Annotated in this window: 13 protein-coding genes; 8 read left to right on the top strand and 5 right to left on the bottom strand. The window is 39.3% G+C overall.

All coding sequences use genetic code 11. The features are described 5' to 3' along the window. Positions 1-88 precede the first annotated feature (88 nt). A complete protein-coding gene (locus DUT70_RS01460; RefSeq protein WP_113645529.1) occupies positions 89-2,248 on the bottom strand; it encodes an outer membrane beta-barrel family protein in 2,160 nt (719 codons plus the stop codon). Between the two features lie 77 nt (positions 2,249-2,325). Between DUT70_RS01460 and DUT70_RS01455 the strand changes: the two genes are divergently transcribed. The 6 genes from DUT70_RS01455 to DUT70_RS01425 all read left to right on the top strand — a co-directional run bounded on the left by DUT70_RS01455 (position 2,326) and on the right by DUT70_RS01425 (position 10,081). After that, positions 2,326-3,663: a sensor histidine kinase gene (locus DUT70_RS01455; protein WP_113645528.1), complete on the top strand. Its 1,338-nt coding sequence runs from the start codon at positions 2,326-2,328 to the stop codon at positions 3,661-3,663. Next, positions 3,653-4,333 (top strand): response regulator transcription factor, encoded by a 681-nt coding sequence (locus tag DUT70_RS01450; protein WP_113645527.1) that lies wholly within the window; start codon positions 3,653-3,655, stop codon positions 4,331-4,333. The genes DUT70_RS01455 and DUT70_RS01450 overlap by 11 nt, the downstream gene beginning before the upstream one ends. A gap of 858 nt (positions 4,334-5,191) precedes the next feature. Beyond that, the gene (locus tag DUT70_RS01440) at positions 5,192-7,099 is read left to right on the top strand and encodes an ABC-F family ATP-binding cassette domain-containing protein (RefSeq protein ID WP_113645525.1); all 1,908 of its coding nucleotides are present in this window, start codon (positions 5,192-5,194) and stop codon (positions 7,097-7,099) included. A gap of 163 nt (positions 7,100-7,262) precedes the next feature. Next, positions 7,263-8,243 (top strand): Gfo/Idh/MocA family protein, encoded by a 981-nt coding sequence (locus DUT70_RS01435; RefSeq protein ID WP_113645524.1) that lies wholly within the window; start codon positions 7,263-7,265, stop codon positions 8,241-8,243. Between the two features lie 45 nt (positions 8,244-8,288). After that, positions 8,289-9,545 carry a type IX secretion system plug protein gene (locus tag DUT70_RS01430; RefSeq protein WP_113645523.1) on the top strand — a complete coding sequence of 419 codons (1,257 nt, stop codon included), beginning with the start codon at positions 8,289-8,291 and terminating at the stop codon, positions 9,543-9,545. Between the two features lie 5 nt (positions 9,546-9,550). Then, positions 9,551-10,081, top strand: coding sequence for a YfiT family bacillithiol transferase (locus DUT70_RS01425; RefSeq protein WP_113645522.1), 531 nt, complete (start codon positions 9,551-9,553; stop codon positions 10,079-10,081). 3 nt (positions 10,082-10,084) lie between these two features. Here the strand turns inward: DUT70_RS01425 and DUT70_RS01420 are convergent, their stop codons facing one another. From DUT70_RS01420 to DUT70_RS01410, 3 genes are read right to left on the bottom strand one after another with little or no spacing between them, the layout of a single operon-like run. Beyond that, positions 10,085-10,963: a hypothetical protein gene (locus tag DUT70_RS01420; RefSeq protein ID WP_113645521.1), complete on the bottom strand. Its 879-nt coding sequence runs from the start codon at positions 10,961-10,963 to the stop codon at positions 10,085-10,087. A gap of 19 nt (positions 10,964-10,982) precedes the next feature. Continuing rightward, entirely contained in the window at positions 10,983-11,762 is a 780-nt protein-coding gene (locus DUT70_RS01415; protein ID WP_113645520.1) for a hypothetical protein, read from the bottom strand. Positions 11,763-11,768: 6 nt separating this feature from the next. After that, a complete protein-coding gene (locus DUT70_RS01410) occupies positions 11,769-13,304 on the bottom strand; it encodes a phosphodiester glycosidase family protein (RefSeq protein WP_113645519.1) in 1,536 nt (511 codons plus the stop codon). Between the two features lie 199 nt (positions 13,305-13,503). Here DUT70_RS01410 and DUT70_RS01405 point away from each other — a divergent pair, with 199 nt between their 5' ends. Both DUT70_RS01405 and DUT70_RS01400 read left to right on the top strand, forming a co-directional pair. Continuing rightward, positions 13,504-14,025, top strand: coding sequence for an acyl-CoA thioesterase (locus DUT70_RS01405; RefSeq protein WP_113645518.1), 522 nt, complete (start codon positions 13,504-13,506; stop codon positions 14,023-14,025). Positions 14,026-14,057: 32 nt separating this feature from the next. Then, positions 14,058-15,254: a cation:proton antiporter gene (locus DUT70_RS01400; RefSeq protein ID WP_113645517.1), complete on the top strand. Its 1,197-nt coding sequence runs from the start codon at positions 14,058-14,060 to the stop codon at positions 15,252-15,254. On the opposite strand, the gene DUT70_RS01395 is transcribed toward DUT70_RS01400, so the two are convergent. Further along, the gene (locus tag DUT70_RS01395) at positions 15,251-15,775 is read right to left on the bottom strand and encodes a hypothetical protein (protein ID WP_113645516.1); all 525 of its coding nucleotides are present in this window, start codon (positions 15,773-15,775) and stop codon (positions 15,251-15,253) included. The genes DUT70_RS01400 and DUT70_RS01395 overlap by 4 nt on opposite strands. Positions 15,776-15,850: the final 75 nt, after the last annotated feature.

The following is a 15,850-nucleotide window of genomic DNA, read 5'->3' as shown; positions in this document are numbered from 1 at the left end:
TTTCGTCTAGGTCGAGTTCGGATCAGAACATATTTTTAACCACAGATACACAGGTTATTTTTATTTGTGAATCTGTGGCTTTTATATTTTACATTCGTTTTTGTTCATCTGTTTTCCTAGCTGCTTTAGCGTCCTTTACTTTTTGGTTGCCAAAGTGGAATTTCAAATTAATCATGAAATATTGCGTATCGCGATAATCCTTAAAATATTGATTTTGATTAGCGTAACGAGTAGAAATGGTATTCTTGTCTGTCTTAAAAAGATCGTTCAATACCAAGCCAGTTTCAAAGCGTTTGTTGAACATTTTTTTATTTAATACAATATTGGTTCGCTGCGAGGGGCTGATGGTAAACGAACCTTGCACCGACTTTGAATTATAGTTGTAACTGGCACTTAAATCCCATGTTTTTGCCTTATCCAAAGTAATTTGTGTAGAGAGGTTAGCATTATAAAAGAATACGTTGTTTTTATACAATTGGCCATCAACTCCCATAAAAAAGTCTTCATTGTATTCGCCCATCGCAAAAAGGTTTAATTTCCAAAGGTTGGTGATACTGAAACTTTTGGAAAAGTTCATCCCTATAATTTCGCCCTTGCGGATATTGGTATAATGGTACTTCGTTTCAAATGTTTCGGGATTCTGGATAGAGATCTCCATCGAAGGGTTTTTAATGTAGCTGTAGTAAGTCTCAAAATTCCAATCCTTAAGCGTATAAGTCAAACTGATGTTATGGAACATGGTCGACTGCAGATTGGCATCGCCCTGAAAATAAGCATACAGGTTATAATAGGATTTAGATGGATTGAGGAAACTGTAGTTTGGTCTGCTGATTCGTTTTCCGTAAGAAAAACCTAACTGCTGGTCTTCTTTCAATTGGTGCATCAGGTAAAAAGTAGGAAAAATATTGGTTCGGGTATTGGCATTTTGTGCCACTGGATTATCCGAATCGGTATTGATGCGAGTAGTTTCCGAACGCAAGCCCAGCTTCATCTCCCATTTTTTCCATTTGTATTCTGAAGATAGATAAGCCGCATAAATATTCTCCTCATAATTAAACAGATTACTTCTGGTAGGGTCAAAAATGAGCGAGCCCCCATTATCCGTTAAAAAACGTAAATCGTTGCGATTATTTACATAGCTATATTTCAAACCACCTTCAAGCGTAAAGCTATTTTCAGCTAGGCGATAATCCAATTGTGTAGCGTAAAGTTTAATGTGTTGGTTGCTGTTGTTGGCAAAGCGACGATATTCTTCTGGCTGGTTAATGAAACGCAAAGTAGTGGCTACATCTTGATCTTCTCGGTGAGTGTTGTTGCTGTAATTATTACTTAACGTGAGGTTGTGGTTTCCAAACTTTTTATCGAGCACCAAATAGGCATTAAAATTACCATAACGTTGGTCTCTTTGATTAAGGGTTACATAATTAGATTCCAACTGGTTGGTTAAGGTATTATAAATATTGGTAGGCACATTATACCGTCCAACCAAATTAGGGTTAAAAGTACCATCAAATCCCAGTTGAAAGGTGGTGAGACTGTCTAAACTATATTGCGATGAAAAGTTATACAAGTGCTGCTGATGCGACTGACTTTTTCTGACCATATCGCTTTCCCAACGCGTGTTGTTATTGTCAAAAATCACCACATCGAAGTTCTTACGCACGTAGTTGCCCGAAACAAAATCGTAATTACCACTCACCTGTAGCTTATCTGTATTGAAAGATTGTGCCAAGCCTAGACGGCCTTTGGCGTAAATAGATTGGTGATACCTTGATGATAGGGTTCCTTTATATCCCAATAGCTTATTTTGTTTCATTTTGATGTTAAGTACCGCTCCACCTTGAGCTTCATATTTTGCTGGCGGATTGGTAATCACTTCTATCGAACTGATATTGTTGCCATCCATGTTTTCTAGAAACATTTTCAGCTGCTCTTGGGTCATCATTGTCCTTTTATCGTTAATGGTTACCAAAATCTGCGAACTACCACGGATAGTCAATTCTTCGTTCTTCACCACTACATTTGGGGTATTTTTTAGGATATCCCATCCATTGAGATTCTGTAAAGGTGTGTTTTCAATATTAAATTCTAACCGATCCGCTTTGCGTTTTAACATGGGCTTTTTGCCCGATACACTTACCGCGTTTAAAACGATAGTTGTATCTTTTTCTTTAGGTTTTTGAGGGGTTTGCGCCCAAACAATGATGGGCAGCAACATTGATAAGGTAAAAGTGATGTGAAGTTTCATTTCAAATATTTTTTCACAAAACTCTATCGAAAAACCCAAAGGCTAGGTTAATGAAAGGTTAACGATGAGTTAATGCAATGGAAAAGAAGATTAGCTTTGTATTTTTGGATATGAATAAAAAACTAAGTGCCACGTTGCTTTTTACTGCCAGCTTTTTGGTGCTCATTGGTTTGCAAAGCTATTATCTGTACAATTCGTATCGCTTTGAAAGAAAGGAATTGAACAAGCAAGCCAATAACATTGCAGACAGTGTAGTTAGTGAACTGAATCAATTTGATGATGAGGCCAGTGAAGAAATGTTGATTAAAAGGTTAAAAAAACTGGACAGCAATGATAGCCTTAAAAATGAACAAATTAACCAGCTGCAACAATGGTACGCTTTCAGAAAGCACTTTCAAGAAAATGTAGATAAACTACTGAAAAAACAAATTGAAAACACCCCTTACGACATCGCTTTAAGAAGTGAAATCTACTCTATATATGATGAAACAGAGAAAAGAGAATTGGTATCTACCCAATCGCCATTAGTGCTTTTCAAGACCAAAAAAGACATCAAAAAAGGCTTCATTTTCAATGTGGGCAAATGGAATTCTAACTTTACAGAGAAGGATACTGAATTAAAACTTAATGCCAGGTATCATTACACCATCAAATCCAGAACAATTGTAGAGCTGCTTAATCTACGAATGTTGATTTTCAAACATCTCCTTCCTTTATTGCTCATTAGCATTTCTATTATCGCCTTACTGATTTATTTATTCTGGAAAACACTTAAAAATTTACGGCTACAACAGGAAAAAGTAGCTCAGTTGTACACTTCTATCGACTCTATTGCGCATGAATTGAACACGCCTTTAACCACTTTAAAGTTTACTTTGGCCAATACGCCCGCTAGCGAAACCAAAGCTTTATTGGAAAGACAGGTACAACGCTTGGAAAAGGTCATTTCTTCTATCAATAATGAAAATAGCGACAGTCAAATTGCTTTACAAAACGAAATTGAACGTTATTTATCGAGTTTAAAAAATCAATACAATTCGCTACAACTCAATATCCAAGTAAACTTTGAATTTAACCACGTGCTTTCACAAAAAGACTTGGAGCAGGTGATTGGCAATTTGGTCGAAAACTCGGCAAAGTATCGTGCAAACACCATCCATTTAAAACTCGATTTTGATAAACAAATTGCCATTGAAGTAAGTGACGATGGTATAGGAATTCCTCCAGAAGCACAACCTCATATTTTTGAGAAATATTATAGGGTAAGTCGTCAAGAAAACTTACAGATCAACGGGCTTGGACTTGGCTTATACATTGTAAAGCAAACCGTTGAAAAATACAGAGGCAATATCACCGTGTCTTCTAATCCGAAAAATGGAGTAACATTTAAAATATCTTTGGCTAATGGGCACTAAAATTTTATTGGTTGAAGACGACCCTGATTTGGGATTGGTACTTAAGCAATATCTTGAGTCTTCTGATTTTGAAGTGAAATGGTACACCCACCCTCATGTGCTTTTAGACGATACGGAAGCACTACAAAACAATCAATTGGCCATTTTAGATGTCATGCTACCAGAAATGGATGGCTTTACCTTGGCCAAAACCATCCGTCAACAACATGAAATTCCTTTTTTGTTTTTAACTGCCAAAGGACAAAGTATTGATAGAATTTTAGGATTAAAATTAGGAGCTGACGATTACATCACGAAACCTTGTGAACCCGAGGAACTGTTACTGAGGATACACAACATCCTTAAACGACAACTTGGTGCTACTCCAAACAAAACGGTTAATTTGGGCGCATATTCCTTTAATCCAGCTCTATATCAACTGGGTTTTAATGATGCTGTTATTCAACTTACCGAAAAGGAAGCGGAGTTGTTATTGCTTTTTTTAAATCACAACCACCAAATTGTCAACCGCAAGGATATTTTAGAGAAGCTTTGGGGCAAGGATGATTATTTCTTAGGCAGAAGCCTTGATGTGTTTATGACCCGCCTACGCAAATATTTCCAACACGATCCTCGCATAAGTTTTGATTCTATTCGCGGTATTGGATTTAAGATCGAATTTCCAGAATAGCTACTCGCGGTTAATTTTTATCGCAATCCCGTACATACGGGATGAAGTATTCGCAAAGAGACGCAAAGTTTAGCACATCCCTAATTAAGTAAACCACAAACATCATAGGTTTTATTAATAATTTACCCTCTCTGCCCTGTGGGCATCTCTCCCAAGGGGAGAGAAAAGCAAAATTGGTTAGGCATCACTCTGCTCTCTCCCTTTGGAGAACCGAGGCGTAAGCGAGCTCATTGACATCAAAAACACTATAAAAACGATTGTCAATAGATGGCTAGCCAGAGAGGTTCTTAAAGCTACATATACACTTTAATTTTAGCGATAAGAGAAATACATGCAAAGGTATTTTGGGCTTCTGTAGGGATACCTAACGTAATTTTAGCGCTACCTACATTTATCTTTAAGATACCGACCATCATTTCAATACACCGTTGGCATCGCTTAATGATACGGAGCACTAATTTAAGGGTATTTTGCCATCGCCGATGCCAACGGAGCATTAAACAAGCAGGAGCTAGCCATATTAAATGCCAAATTTGCCATCCGCGATGCCAAACTTGGCATATTGGATGGCAACGGAGTGATCTTGGATGCCAACGGAGCCATAACAGATGCTAACGGAGCTTCAAATAAGCGTACAGCACCTCAAAAAACAGGTTTTTGTGGATAAACCCGATTGAACGGATTAGCCCGCAGCCCTGAGTTTATCGAAGGGCGAGGACTATGAGTGAAAGCGGGACTACAGATGGTTTGAAATACTGCCAACCATTTTCAACAAATTTGGATAAACCGATAGTAATCCGCTGGCTTAGCAAACTCAATCGCCCGAAATCGCAAATCTATTGCTATCTTTGCGGCATAATGATTTCTATTAATAACCTTAGTTTTTTGATTGGCTCTAGGGCCTTGTACGATGAAGCGGACTGGCATATTAAGCCAGGCGACAGAGCGGGATTGATTGGTGCCAATGGGACTGGAAAATCGACTTTACTGAAACTGATTGTAGGAGAATATTCTCCGTCATCTGGCAGTATTTCGATGGCCAAAGATTTACGAATTGGCTACCTGAACCAGGATTTGCTTTCTTATGACAGCCACCACCCTATTTTGCAGGTGGCCATGGAAGCTTTTGACCGTCAGAATAAGCTTCACAAAGAAATTGAAGAGCTTTTAAAGGTTATTGAAACGGATTACAGTGAGGATGTTTTAAACAAACTGGCTCAAAAGCAGGAAGAATTTGATGCTTTGGACGGCTATAACATAGAATATAGGGCAAATGAGGTTTTGGCGGGTTTAGGATTTAGTTCTGAAGACCAAAAAAGACCATTAAACACTTTCTCTGGGGGTTGGCGTATGAGGGTAATGTTAGCAAAAATCCTTTTGCAAGACCCCGATATTTTATTGCTGGATGAGCCTACCAACCACATGGACTTACCGTCAATTAAATGGCTGGAAACTTATTTAAGCAGTTTTGAAGGCGCTATTGTGATTGTATCTCACGACAGGTACTTCTTGGATAAGATTGTGAACAGAACGGTGGAAAGCCGCAAAGGGAAATTAACGGTTTACGCGGGTAATTACTCTTTTTACTTGGAAGAAAAAGAACTAAGATCTGAAATACAACGCGGGGAGTTTAAAAATCAACAAGCGAAAATTAAGCAAGAAGAACGTTTAATTGAACGTTTTAAAGCGAAAGCGAGCAAGGCTAAAATGGCGCAATCTAGAATGAAAGCGCTGGATAAAATGGAGCGTATTGATGACGTAGATGATGATAATCCGACGGTAAATTTCAGCTTCAAATTTTCTAAACCTTCGGGTCGCCATGTTATCCGCATAGAAAATGCTTCTAAATCTTATCCGAATATTGACATTTTGCACAATGCGGAAGCCATTATAGAAAAGGGTGATAAAATTGCGTTGATTGGTGCCAATGGTAAAGGTAAATCGACCTTGTTACGGATGATTGCAGGTACAGAGAAATTTGAGGGCACTTGCGAAACAGGCCATAATGTAACGACTACTTTCTTCGCTCAGCACCAATTGGAATCGCTACACTTGGACAATTCTATTTTAGAAGAACTACAAGCTTTTGCGCCTAAGCATACAGATACAGAATTGCGCAGTATTTTAGGTTGTTTCCTATTTACTGGCGATGATGTTTTCAAAAAAATCAAAGTGTTATCTGGAGGGGAAAAATCGAGGGTTGCCTTGGCAAAATCGTTAACTACAGACAGTAATTTCTTAATTCTGGATGAGCCTACCAACCACTTGGATATTCAGTCGGTAAATATTTTAATACAGGCTTTGCAACAATACGAGGGAACTTTTATTTCTGTTTCCCACGACAGGTATTTCTTAGATAACGTGGCCAACAAAATTTGGTTTATAGAAGAGGAGAAAATCAAGCAATATCCAGGCACTTATGCAGAGTATGAAGAATGGGACGCAAAACGTGTAAAACCAGCTCCAAAACCTATTCCCATAAAGCAAGAGGAGAAAAAACCAAAAGTTGCTGAACCTGCTCCAGCCAACGTACAACAACAGTTAAAAAAACTGAACGATAAGCTTAAGCGTGTGGAAGAGGAAATTGCCACTTTTGAAAATAGTGTTAAGGCTTGTGAAGCTGAATTAGCGAAGGAAGAAATTTTTAGCAATGCGCAGAAACTGCAAGAGGCTAACCAAAAATACCAGTCTGAAAAAGCATTGCTTGATGCCGCTCAGCAAACTTGGGAAACCCTTGCGGGAGAAATAATGGAATTGGAGGGATAGCATATTTCCCTTGCCCTGGTCGTCATCTCGACTGTAGCGAAGCGGAATGGAGAGATCTATGTTATTGAAACCAGATAGTCCAAAGATTTCTCGACTTCACTGCGTTACGCTCGAAATGACGGTCAGCATATACTCGCAATGACCTTTTAAATACGAATCCATCATGAACGAAATCAAATGGGGAATTATTGGCTGTGGTGATGTTACAGAAGTAAAGAGCGGTCCTGCTTTTAACAAAGTACCACACTCCAAACTGGTTGCCGTGATGCGCAGAGATGCCGCTAAAGCCGAAGATTATGCCAAACGACATGGTGTTCCAAAATGGTACAGCAATGCTTCTGATTTGATTAATGACCCTGAAGTAAATGCCATTTACATTGCTACTCCCCCATTGCAACATGAGGAATATACGATTGCTGCACTAGCCGCTGGCAAACCTGTTTACGTAGAAAAACCAATGGCGTTAAATGGCCAAGCTGCACAAAACATGGCTAATGCCGCCCATCAATACGGTGTAAAGTTAGTAGTTGCCCATTACAGAAGATCACAACCGCTTTTCTTAAAAATAAAATCACTATTAGCCGCAAACACCATCGGCGAGGTACGTTTTGTGGACCTGAAAATGCTACAACCCAAAGCCAGTAATATCATTGCCAATAGCGAAGAAAACTGGCGAATAAACCCAGCCATTTCTGGTGGTGGTTTATTTCACGACCTTGCGCCGCACCAATTGGATTTAATGCTCTATTATTTTGGAGAGGTGAAGCAATTTAATGGCCTAGCTAATAAAAAAGACCCCACAGAACCTGTAGAGGATTTGGTGACAGGTCATATCTTATTTGAAAACGGAGTGGTTTTTAATGGCTTATGGTGCTTTTCTGCTCCCCAAAATGAGCAAACAGATCTTTGTGAAATTTACGGTTCAAAAGGCAAGATCAGCTTCTCGATATTTGGACAATTCATCAAAGTGAACCTTAATGGAGAAGAGGAAAGCATCAATTTTGAACCTTTACCTCATGTAGAACAACCTATGATTGAGCAAGTAGTCGCCTATTTCAGAGGAGAAAGTGAAAATCCTTGTTCGGCCGAAGAAGCCTTGAAAACTATGAAATTAATGGATGGTTTTACGAGCAAAAATAACTAGCCCATTTTTAGATGATTTCGTTACCTTTGGGATAAACGATTATAAATGAAATACAAGCTGCTCTTCTGCCTTCTTTCTGTATTGTCAATAGCTAGTGCGAAAGCGCAAACAGAATATCAGAATCAAATCTTTAAAAGCTACATTAAAACGGTAGAATGCTACAATACGAGCAAAGAGCAGTCGCTTCCTGTTATTAATTTAAAAAGTTCGGAAACGCTCAGCTTTGGTTTTGATGATTTACGTGGCGGACAGAAAAACTACAGTTACACCATTGAACATTGTACTTGGGATTGGAAACCTTCGAGAATGAATCTTTTAGATTACCTAGAAGGCGTACAACAAGATATTCTTTTCAACTATCGTTATTCGTTTAATACTTTGGTAAAGTTTACGCACTATCAGCTTACTTTTCCTAACGACCAAATGAAGCCCAAAGTTGGTGGTAATTACATTCTAAAAATCTACGAAGACAATGACCCCAGCAAAGTTGTGATTACCCAACGTTTTTATGTACTCAACAATACCATCAACATTGGTGCAGAAGTAGTTCCTGCTACTGATGTGGCTGATAGGAACAGTAAACAAAAAATTAATTTCAGCCTCTTCTACCAAACGCCCATCAACAATCCTTACCAAGAAATAAAAGCGGTAGTTACACAAAATGCCATTCCGCAAACTGCAATTATCAATACCAAACCTTCTTTTGTAAAACCAGGCACCTTGGTTTACAACGACATTAACACCAACCAATTTTGGGCGGGAAATGAATTTAGAAAGTTTGATACCCGCAGTTTTAGATACAAAGCTGAACACGTTGCCGACATTTACAGGGACAGTACCCAAAACGTGATTTTATCGATAGACTTGCCCAACAATAGCAATAGATACAGCAACCAATTTGATGAAAATGGTAATTTCTTTATCAGAAATAATGATGGAAGAGACAATGTAACGGATAGCGACTACGCTTATATGTTGTTTACTTTGGCTGCACCACCTCCTACCCCGAAAGGAAATGTATATTTGTTTGGCAGGTTCAATAATTATGCCCTTACGGAAGAGAATAAGCTGACTTTTGAGTCATCGAGAAGAAGATTTTATGGCAACATTAAATTAAAGCAAGGACTTTACGACTTCAAATATGTTTGGGTAGATGAAAATGGGAAGTTCAACGATACTGTGTTTGAAGGTTCTTTTTTTGAAACCGAAAATTCCTATCAGGTATTTGCTTATCACAGACGACCAGGAGCCCGTTACGATGACTTGGTAGGTTTCACTAACATCAACAGCATTAAACGCTAAGCGAAATGGACCAAAACCTCGAAAATTTAAAGTTCCCGATTGGAAAATTTCAAGAACCAGAAATCATCACTACGGAACATCTTAAAAATTGGATTGAGGTCATCAAACATTTTCCAGAACGGCTAAAAAGCGCCACTGCTGACCTTAATGAGGAGCAGTTGCAAAAGCAATATCGACCTAATGGCTGGACCATTAAACAGGTGGTGCATCATTGTGCCGATAGCCACATGAATAGCTTGATCAGGTTTAAACTTACTTTAACGGAAGACACCCCTACCATTAAACCTTATTTGGAAAACCTATGGGCCGAGCTTTCAGATGCCAAAGATTATCCGATAGAAAGTTCCCTTAAAATCATTGAAGGTTTACATGAAAAATGGGTGGTATTGCTCACTCACTTGTCAGGACAGGAATTAGAAAGAGAATTTATCCACCCTGAAAACAAAGAGCGCATTTCATTAAAAAAGAATATTGGCATTTATGCTTGGCATTGCCAACATCACTTAGCGCATATTTTAATTGCCAGACAAAGTTAAGGCTTATATCCCCGCCCCATTGATTTCAATCTTCTCCGCTCCTTTTGAACGGTCTATTTGCGTAGAAAAAATAGAGAAGTAATTGGCACTTGGGCATCTCATATCGGTATAACGGCCATCATGGAAAGGTGTTTCCTGCAATTGACCATTCACGATACGATACAGATAGCTAGCTTTCCATTCCCCACCCGTTACTTTGGTTCTGGTGGCTTGCACGGGCTTCCCTTCGTTAGACACTTGGTCGATGGCGTTCACTCGTTTAAACTCACCTTTACCTGCAAAAGTGTAGCCGCCACACTCAAAATCACGTTCAAATTTCTTTCCAGCCCCTTCCACCGTGAACCTTAAAACCCCATTGGCTACTATCTTTACCGACATCGTTACTTCATCTCCTTGATACCAATAATATCTGGCTTCGGCTGGTGCATTTTCATAAAGTGCTACCTGTCCACTGCCACTATGCGCTGTCCTTCTTAAAAATGGTCTAAAAGCTCTCCTATCTGCCGTTACATTCCCATTTTCATCTTTAATCACCTCCCAAGTAAGGCCAATGTCCGTTTCCTGTCCGCCCATGTTTCCGCCCATATAAACAGAAGGATTATCTAAAAACTGTGTAGGTTTAGCGGGATTGATCCTCGAAGGATCAAAAACAATGGTGGGCAAAACCAACTGCCCACCAATGCCTCCCCATTCATCAACACTTGATACCAGTTTACGATAATACGCCCCAGCAAAGCAGCTTTTAGCCGCCGCAGGTTTTACCTCGCCTACATAAAATGAATTAGTGGGCGTAGGCTGAGGCGTTACGGTGTTATTTTCACGCTTCTTTGAACAAGAAAAAGAGACTAAACAGAGTACGAAAACTAAATAACGAAATGTCATGACGAAGAATTAATCAAACCTAATAGTAAAATTTAAAAGCATTTTTTTCTGTAGCCGAAGTCAATGCAGCAATGAGCAACTGTGCGGGAACATTCAATGGATATTCAAACACGTTACTACCTTTTTGTATCTCAAGGTTTTTCACCCTCAACAAAACGCGTCCATTCACATCAGAGATAGAAAAACTTGCCGCGGTGGCTACTGGCGAATAAACACTCAACTTGATATTCTGGTTAGCCGAATTTGCCACTACAACCATATCTGTTTTATTCAGATTAAATTGCACCGCAACCACAATAGAGGTAGAAAAAGTACCATCCCTATCTACACTTTTCAATTGATAATAATTGGTCCCATTTGCTGGTTTACGGTCTCTGTACGAATAGTTTTGCAACGTATTGGTATTTCCATTGGCGCCAACGGTAGCAATACGCTCAAACTTTTTGCCATCGGTTGAGCGTAATACTTCAAAGTGCAAGGCGTTACGCTCCATCGAGGTCGACCAAGTCACGTTTACCGCATCTGCATCTTTTTTAGCATTGAATTTAAACAGGGTGATGGGCAGCACCACATTTCGTAACGATTGGATAAAGGCCCTGTTGGCTACGCCATAACCATCGCCCCAGCTTACTTTATCATAAGTACTGATGGTTACTGGAACCGCATCGTCGCTTTGCGTGCTTGCACCTACGTTTCCGCCGCTAACGTCCATTAACAGTTTTAAAGAATCTGCCTTTTGTGCTTTTGCAGCGTTCATTGCAAAAAATAATAGGCCTAAAAGGTATATTTTGAATTTCATAATGGTCTAATTTTTTGATTTAATTAAGATAACACCTGGCATGGTACGCTCTACGTTACTTTCAGATGGTCGAACAGTAGGCTGGTTATTGATTCTCAAGGTGGTAGAACCTCCGCCGTCTAAATTAAGTGCTCCAACACATCCCATATCCTTCATTAAATTAGCCAGTTCATTTAAGTTTAAGCCAGTTACACTTGGCGAAACGGTTGTGTTCCCACCTTCTACCGCCAACAAAATCACTTTACCATCAGCCGTGTAGCCAATTGCCGACCTTGCTCGTTGAGACGTATTGTCCAAATCAGCAAGCTCTTCTGCTGCAGTGATATTCACCAAACTATTTTTAACCAAAACAGGAGAACCACCTACTGCGCTAATGGCATTCCAAATGGTTCCGTTAGCAGCTAAAGGAATGGGTTGCGGTGCCGCATTCACGTCATTTGGCGATGGGGTAGCATAAGAATAAACCACACTGCTGATTCTGTAAGTCCAGGTGATATCTGGTTTTAACATCGATGACAAACCAAACGTACCTCGGGTTGGGTAATAAGTATTGGTTTGATTATTATAAACACTTCTATTCAAAGAGGCCACATTACTTGCATTAGTGGTTCCATTATATTGTATAGTGCTCAAGGCAGTAGTGTAAAAAAAGCCAGCGTTTAAGCAGGCGTACACCGTACCACTTTCATTGTTTACGTAGGCTTCTGGAGTTTTGAAACTTGCTGAATAAGTTGGTTTAAACTCTACTAATTTAGGGTCGAACACCACACAGTAGGCATTCATTTGTCTGCCCATATAAGGAGTAGTTGTTCTAAAAACCTGTATCCCCGCAGGAAAGCCAGTCATCAATGCGGTTTCTTTGTTCCAATAAGCAGGCAGCGAGACCAAATCTGCATTTAAATCAAACGGTGTGCTGTAATTTTGATAATTAGGATAAGTTAAATAAGCAACCCCCACTGTTCCATTACCTGCCAAACTGCTACCATTATATAAAGATTTAGTTCCAGGAATGCCATGCCAAACCGATTTATTAAAGAAATCACCATAGCCCAAAGTGTGAACAGCCTGATTTCCTCCGTTTGCCAGCGCAGCTGCGTCTGTATCTGCCCTAATGGAAACCGCTTCATGGAAAGTTAAATTCCATACTTTATTGTTATCCATATTGGTAAATATATTTCCATCGTTAATGGCCACACTTATTCTGAAATCCGTAGCGACAGTGTCGGGTGTATAAGTCAGCAATTCTGCATCACTTAACTTCCGCAACACGATGGTAGTACCAGAGCGGAGATTTTTCCATACATTGATATTATTGAAACGATATTTTCCGCCGCCGTCATCCAAGGTGCTACCGCCATTACCATAATCTTTGATAATGTAGTTTCTAACATCGAGATGGTCCGTATACACCACCAGTTCCACTACGTCATTTACGCCATTGGCCAAACCACTATTATAATAACGGTTCACCAAAATGCCTTGCGCCTTGCTACTGGCACAAAAGCCCATAGCAAAGCACATTAAAAGTAAAATTCTCTTCATACAGTTTAGGTTAAGTTTGTTTTATTAAAATATAATCTAAACTTATTTAAAAATATTAATAAATAAAAATTACTTATTTATTTGTTTTAAAATATTACACATTAAATAAGATAATTATTATTAATATATCTCTATTCATCACCTAGTGCTATATAAATTAATCGTTAGAAACCCCGTTAATTTCTGTATTTTTGCCGCCATGAGTTTAAACGTAAAAAGTCCCAAAAATTCGTTTACGGTAATGAATGAGCTAGTTCTACCTAACGATACCAACACGTTAAACAATTTGATGGGTGGCAGATTACTGCATTGGATGGATATTGCCGCGGCCATATCTGCCCAAAAACACTGCAACAGAATTGTGGTTACGGCATCGGTAGACAATGTTTCGTTTAAACAACCTATCAAACTTGGCGATGTGATTACCATTGAAGCCAAAGTAACCCGCTCATTTAACACTTCGGTAGAGGTACGTTTGGATGTATGGGCTGAAAACATCCCTTCTGGAACCAGGGTAAAATCTAACGAGGCTTATTACACCTTTGTAGCAGTTGACCAAAGCGGCCGTACCATTCCAGTACCCGAAATCAAAGCCGAAACACCAGAAGAAATTGAGCTTTACGAAGGTGCTTTGCGCCGCAGACAATTGCGTTTGGTGCTGGCAGGAAAAATGCAACCAGATGATGCCATTGAGCTTAAAGCTTTATTTGCTAAAAACTAATTACCTGATTAAGGTCGAAAAAGAAAGGATATATGACGACCTACACCATACTCATTGTTTTAAGTGCGCTAGTTATCTTTTCCTACCTATTTGATTTGGTAGCTAGCAAAACCAAACTACCTTCGGTACTGCTGTTACTGGTATTAGGTATTGGTTTACGCATCCTAGTTGACAAGTTACAAATTCATACCTATAACTTTTTAGATATACTGCCTACTCTCGGTACTGTTGGGCTTATTTTGATTGTTTTTGAAGGTTCCTTAGAGCTGAAATACGCTCGAGAAAAAAACAAAGTCATTAAAGGCGCTTTTCTATCCGCCTTGCTCATTCTAATTGCCACGGTGGTGGTCATTACGTTTATCATTTACCAAATTACAGGACAGACACTTTATTTATGCTTTGTAAATGCCATTCCTTTTAGTGTCATCAGTTCTGCCATCGCCATTCCGTCGGTCTCAAGCATCAACAAAAAGAGCAAGGAGTTTATCATCTATGAAAGTTCTTTTTCTGACATTCTGGGCATCATCCTTTTCAATTTCGCCGTAGCTAACCAACACATTACGGTAGGTTCCTTTGGGCAATTAGCCCTAAATACAGTACTTATTTTATTGTTATCGGTAGTCGCTTGTGTGACGCTATTATACCTCATGGGCAGGTTAAGGCATCACATCAAATTCTTTCTGATCATCTCCATTTTAATTATGGTGTATGCCATTGGGCAGTCTTTCCATCTATCCGCATTAGTCCTTATTTTGTCCTTTGGCTTGTTCCTCAACAATGCCGATGCCATTAAACACGCCTGGTTCAGGTCAATTTTTATCTACAAAAACTTATCTAACGACCTTACCCAATTACACCAGCTCTCGGCAGAAACGGCCTTTATCATCAGAACTTTCTTTTTTGTAATTTTTGGTTTTACGATGAACATCTACGAACTGGACAATTTCAACATCATTGCTAATGGCCTCATTATGCTGGGCAGCATTTACGTCATCAGATTTGGTTATTTATATTTCTTTAAAAGAGAACATGTTTTACCCGAAGGCTTTGTCACCCCAAGAGGATTAATCAGCATCTTACTTTACTACAATTTGCCTCAACACATGAAGCTGGTAGAAATTGGCACGCCTTTCCTATTTATGGTGGTATTGGGCTCTAGTTTAGTGATGAGCATTGGATTAATGTCGACCAGAAAAAAACAAACCGCTCAAACAGAGGCTGGACATTAACCACCGTTCACATGTTGTATGGGTTCAAAATAATTGAGGTATTTCTCTAGTTTCTGATAGTTTTTCTTGAAGTAATCGGCATTGCCATTTACCTTTAAGGTTAGTTTACCAGCGGCAATTTCCGAAACGCCACCAACCACCGCACCAGCGGCGGCACCACCTACGGTAAGTGCCGCAGTAAGCTTCAACATATCTTCTGTAGCCTCACCGTTTTCATCCAAAGACCACATAGCAGCTCCTACTCCCAACCCCAATAAGGCACCACTAGCAACGGCTTTCCCAAAGGTTAAGCCCCGTTTCTTTACTTTAATTTTGATGATGTCGGCCGTTCTAAAAATGATGTAGTTGCCTTGATAGTCTTCAATCCCTATGCCCTCTGGACTTACTTTTTTTAACTGTCCTTTGGTAGTTTTGTAGCGATAAGAGGTCACTTTTACTTCATAATCTCCAACATTTGCCACTTGGGCAAACGAAAATTGCGACAGCATGAGGCTGCACAAGAGCACTATCAATAGCTTCATTATAACACTAGGTTTGGTGTGCTGAAAATATCAATAGCAATGCCAATACTACAGGCTAATTACCGAATGTTTAAA

The sequence above is a fragment of the Pedobacter chitinilyticus genome, from assembly GCF_003313385.1.
GTDB classification, from domain to species: Bacteria; Bacteroidota; Bacteroidia; order Sphingobacteriales; family Sphingobacteriaceae; genus Pedobacter; species Pedobacter chitinilyticus.
This window is presented reverse-complemented; position numbering and strand designations above follow the sequence as displayed.

Bases quoted from the DNA above. Each gene is read 5' to 3' on its own strand.
- DUT70_RS01460 (WP_113645529.1), bottom strand. From the start codon at position 2,248: ATGAAACTTCACATCACTTTTACCTTATCAATGTTGCTGCCCATCATT.
- DUT70_RS01455 (WP_113645528.1), top strand. From the start codon at position 2,326: ATGGAAAAGAAGATTAGCTTTGTATTTTTGGATATGAATAAAAAACTA.
- DUT70_RS01450 (WP_113645527.1), top strand. From the start codon at position 3,653: ATGGGCACTAAAATTTTATTGGTTGAAGACGACCCTGATTTGGGATTG.
- DUT70_RS01440 (WP_113645525.1), top strand. From the start codon at position 5,192: ATGATTTCTATTAATAACCTTAGTTTTTTGATTGGCTCTAGGGCCTTG.
- DUT70_RS01435 (WP_113645524.1), top strand. From the start codon at position 7,263: ATGAACGAAATCAAATGGGGAATTATTGGCTGTGGTGATGTTACAGAA.
- DUT70_RS01430 (WP_113645523.1), top strand. From the start codon at position 8,289: ATGAAATACAAGCTGCTCTTCTGCCTTCTTTCTGTATTGTCAATAGCT.
- DUT70_RS01425 (WP_113645522.1), top strand. From the start codon at position 9,551: ATGGACCAAAACCTCGAAAATTTAAAGTTCCCGATTGGAAAATTTCAA.
- DUT70_RS01420 (WP_113645521.1), bottom strand. From the start codon at position 10,963: ATGACATTTCGTTATTTAGTTTTCGTACTCTGTTTAGTCTCTTTTTCT.
- DUT70_RS01415 (WP_113645520.1), bottom strand. From the start codon at position 11,762: ATGAAATTCAAAATATACCTTTTAGGCCTATTATTTTTTGCAATGAAC.
- DUT70_RS01410 (WP_113645519.1), bottom strand. From the start codon at position 13,304: ATGAAGAGAATTTTACTTTTAATGTGCTTTGCTATGGGCTTTTGTGCC.
- DUT70_RS01405 (WP_113645518.1), top strand. From the start codon at position 13,504: ATGAGTTTAAACGTAAAAAGTCCCAAAAATTCGTTTACGGTAATGAAT.
- DUT70_RS01400 (WP_113645517.1), top strand. From the start codon at position 14,058: ATGACGACCTACACCATACTCATTGTTTTAAGTGCGCTAGTTATCTTT.
- DUT70_RS01395 (WP_113645516.1), bottom strand. From the start codon at position 15,775: ATGAAGCTATTGATAGTGCTCTTGTGCAGCCTCATGCTGTCGCAATTT.